General features: G+C 64.5%; 4 protein-coding genes. All 4 read right to left on the reverse strand.

Annotated elements, in window-relative coordinates:
• Positions 1–106: 106 nt before the first annotated feature.
• A complete protein-coding gene (locus tag WAN02_RS27170; protein WP_422268235.1) occupies positions 107–1,498 on the reverse strand; it encodes an aromatic ring-hydroxylating oxygenase subunit alpha in 1,392 nt (463 codons plus the stop codon).
• A 46-nt stretch (positions 1,499–1,544) separates the two neighbouring features.
• Positions 1,545–1,772, reverse strand: a complete 228-nt coding sequence (locus WAN02_RS27175; RefSeq protein WP_325676041.1) for a lipoyl domain-containing protein — start codon at positions 1,770–1,772, stop codon at positions 1,545–1,547.
• 35 nt (positions 1,773–1,807) lie between these two features.
• Positions 1,808–2,791 carry an alpha-ketoacid dehydrogenase subunit beta gene (locus WAN02_RS27180; RefSeq protein WP_422268237.1) on the reverse strand — a complete coding sequence of 328 codons (984 nt, stop codon included), beginning with the start codon at positions 2,789–2,791 and terminating at the stop codon, positions 1,808–1,810.
• Positions 2,788–3,231 (reverse strand): thiamine pyrophosphate-dependent enzyme (locus WAN02_RS27185; protein ID WP_422268239.1); only part of this gene is annotated, 444 nt, incomplete at its 5' end. The genes WAN02_RS27180 and WAN02_RS27185, both read right to left, overlap by 4 nt.

The raw sequence follows: 3,231 nt of genomic DNA on the forward strand, positions 1-3,231 counted from the left end.
GGACAGGCCTTGCGCAGGTGCTCGAAGTGTTCCTCGATGTTCTGCTTGACCTCGGGTGAACGCGGGTCGTACGAGCTGGCGTCGTACTGGTCGGTGGCAGTCATCGTCAGGCCTCCAGGTAGCGGTCGAGGATCGAAGCGAAGTGCCGGATCCGGCACTCCTGGTACGCCGAAAACGTCACACCCGGTTTGCGGCTGGCCCGCAGGCCGCGCTGCACCCGCGACAGGTTGCCCATGTCCTGGTTCAGGATCGCGCCGAGCGCGCCGAGCTCGGGCGCCTCGGTCCAGTCCGGCGAGTCCGACCCGGGAGCGTTGTCCAGCCAGTGGATCTTCGCGGTCGGCGGGTCGACGCCGTCCGGGTAGAGCCCCATCAGCATCACGTCGACGATGCACGACTGCGGGTTGTTGTCGTCGGGTCGGAACCGGTAGACGATCGGGAACCCGTCGCCGGCCCACGGGATGAAGTTCGGGAAGAGCGCGTACTCGATCGCGTCGATAGCCTCGGAATTGGACATCTTGCTCATGTCCACGCCGTAGAGCTTGCTGAACTCCACACGGTGCGCGTTCGCGGCCACGTCGCGGGCGGTCCGTGTAGCACCGATCTCGGTGGGCTCGCTGCTTTGCAGGAAGTCAACGACCAGACTGTCCACGACCTCCTGATCATCCACGCTGTCACCGAGACTGGGGCTGGGCACCCCGATGAGCGTGATCATCCGGTTGCTGTGCTCGTCAAAGACGTCGTACTGGGTGTTGTGATCACCGGTGAACAACACGATCTGCGGGTGCGTCATGAACACGTGGTAGCTCTCGATGAAGGCCTCCATGGTGGCCTTCCAGTTCGCTGGCACCCGGGCCTGCACGTGAGCGGCCTTGAACCGGCTCTTCAGCGGCATCTGCTCGAAATGCGCGGGCAGTACCTCGCCCAGGTACTCCGCCAGCGTGCCCGATTCCGGGTCCAGGTTGACGAACACCCAGCCATCCCAGGTGTCGACCTTGACCTCGGGTAGCGTCAGCTTTCCCTTGTCCACCTGGGGGAAGTCCCACTGGCACGGCAGATTCCTCATGGTGCCGTCCAGATTCCAGGACCAGCCATGGAATTGGCAGGTCAAGCTGGCGACACTGGTCTGGCCGCGGACCAGCTGGGTGCCCCGGTGCAGGCAGCTGTTGTGATAGGCCTTGATCTGTTCCGGGGTGACCCGGACGACGACGATTGAGTCGTCGGCGATGTCGTAGACGATGGTGTCCCCGACGTTCGGGATGTCCTCTTCGCGGCACGCCATCTGCCACACCTTGCGCCACATCTTCTCGACCTCGCGGTCGTGGTACTCCTGGCTGAGGTAGCGCTCCTTCGGCAGGTCCGCCACCCCGAAATAGCCAGGCGACTCGGTCTGCAACACGGTCGGCACGACCTGGCGCGCAGCCTCCTCGGCGAGCACATCCTGAACAGTGGGACCGTCCGAGCGGGCCAGACGCCCCGCAGACGTCGCTGATGTGGTCATTGGGTAAGCACTCCTGGTTCGTAGCAATCGATCGCGTTTCCCGATCTCACTGGATGGTGCCGATGACGGCGCCCACTTCGCAGTTCTCCTCCGGACGTGCGCCATGTTTGAGCACTCCGGCAGAGGTGGCCTCAATCTCAGCCTCAGTCTTGTCGGTTGCGACTGTCAGTATCGGCTGACCGGGTGTCACCGCTTCACCGTCGGCGACCAGCCACTCAACTATGGTGACCTCAGTCACCGTTACACCCAGGCGTGGGACGATAACATCAGTCAAGGCAACTCAATTCATCCATCGGGACGCCAGCCGATTCATGATTTGCACACGGCACGCACGGACTCGACGATGCGGGCGACAGAGGGCAGATGCGCGGCCTCCAGCTGCGGTGAATACGGGACCGGGGTGTATTCGGCGCCGACGCGCAGGATCGGCGCGGCTAGGGTGCCCCAGAGCTCTTGGCTCAGCCATGCGGCGATCTCAGCGCCTACGCCGAAGCGTTGAACCGCCTGGTGCACCACCACCGCGCGGCGGGTGCGCCGCACCGAGTCCACCATCGCGGCCGCGTCCCATGGCACGATCGAGCGCAGGTCGAGCACTTCGACGTCGGTCTCACCGTCGAGCTGTCGGGCTGCTTCGAGACTGTCGTGCACTTGCTTGCCGTAGGTGATGATGGTGACGTCGGTCCCGGGTCGTTTGATGTCCGCGCTTCCCAGCGCGACCAGGTGCTCTCCGGCGGGCACGGGGCCTTTCACCGAGTACAGCGCGGCGGGCTCGATCACAATGGTCGGGTCGTCGTCTCGAATCGCGGCGGTGAGCAATCCTTTCGCGTCCGCGGGTGTACTGGGAATCGCGACCTTCAGACCGGGCACGTGTGCGAACCACGCTTCGACCATCTGTGAGTGCTGGGCGCCGAACATCATGCCGCCGGTGGCCATTCCCCGAATGGTGATCGGTACGTGTGTGCGGCCACCGGACATGTACCGCAGCTTGGCGGCGTGGTTGACCAACTGGTCCAAACACACCGCATAGAAGTCCGCGATCATGATCTCGGCGACGGGGCGCATGCCCAGCAGGGCGGCGCCGGTGGCGGCACCGATGATTGCCTGTTCGGAGATCGGCGTTTCCCGCACGCGTGCCCGGCCGAACTTGGTGGACAGTCCGGCTGTCACTTTCATCACGCCGCCGGCGGGATCGATGATGTCCTCGCCCAGCAGAAAAACCGACTCGTCGCGGCCAAGCTCATGGTCGAGCGCCTGATTGAGCGCTTCTGCCATGGAGATCCGGGGGGCGTTCACACCAACACCCCTTTGGCGTACACGTCGGTGAAAAGCTCGTCAGGGGGCGGCAATGGAGCGGCCAGGGCGCCGTCAACGGCGCGGAGCAGCTCGTCGCCCAGACGCTGGTCGAGGGCGTCAAGCTCGCTGTCGGTGGCCACTGCGTCGGCTATCAGCCGTTCCCGGTAGCGGGGCACCGGATCTGCAGACATCCTGGCCTCCAGCTCTTCTTTGGGGATGTAGGGCATCTGGTCGCCAAATAGGTGGCCCATGAATCGGTAGGTCATCGCCTCGATGAGGGTCGGCCCACCGCCCGCGCGGGCGCGCTGGACAGCGTCTCGCGCGACCAGATAGGTGGCGTCTGGATCATTGCCATCCACGGTGACGCCCGCAATCCCGTAGGCGTCAGCCCGTTGGGAGATCTTGCCGACCCGTTGGGTGTCCACACGTGGTGTGTACTC

Source organism: Mycobacterium sp. (assembly GCF_049281135.1).
Lineage (GTDB): Bacteria > Actinomycetota > Actinomycetes > Mycobacteriales > Mycobacteriaceae > Mycobacterium.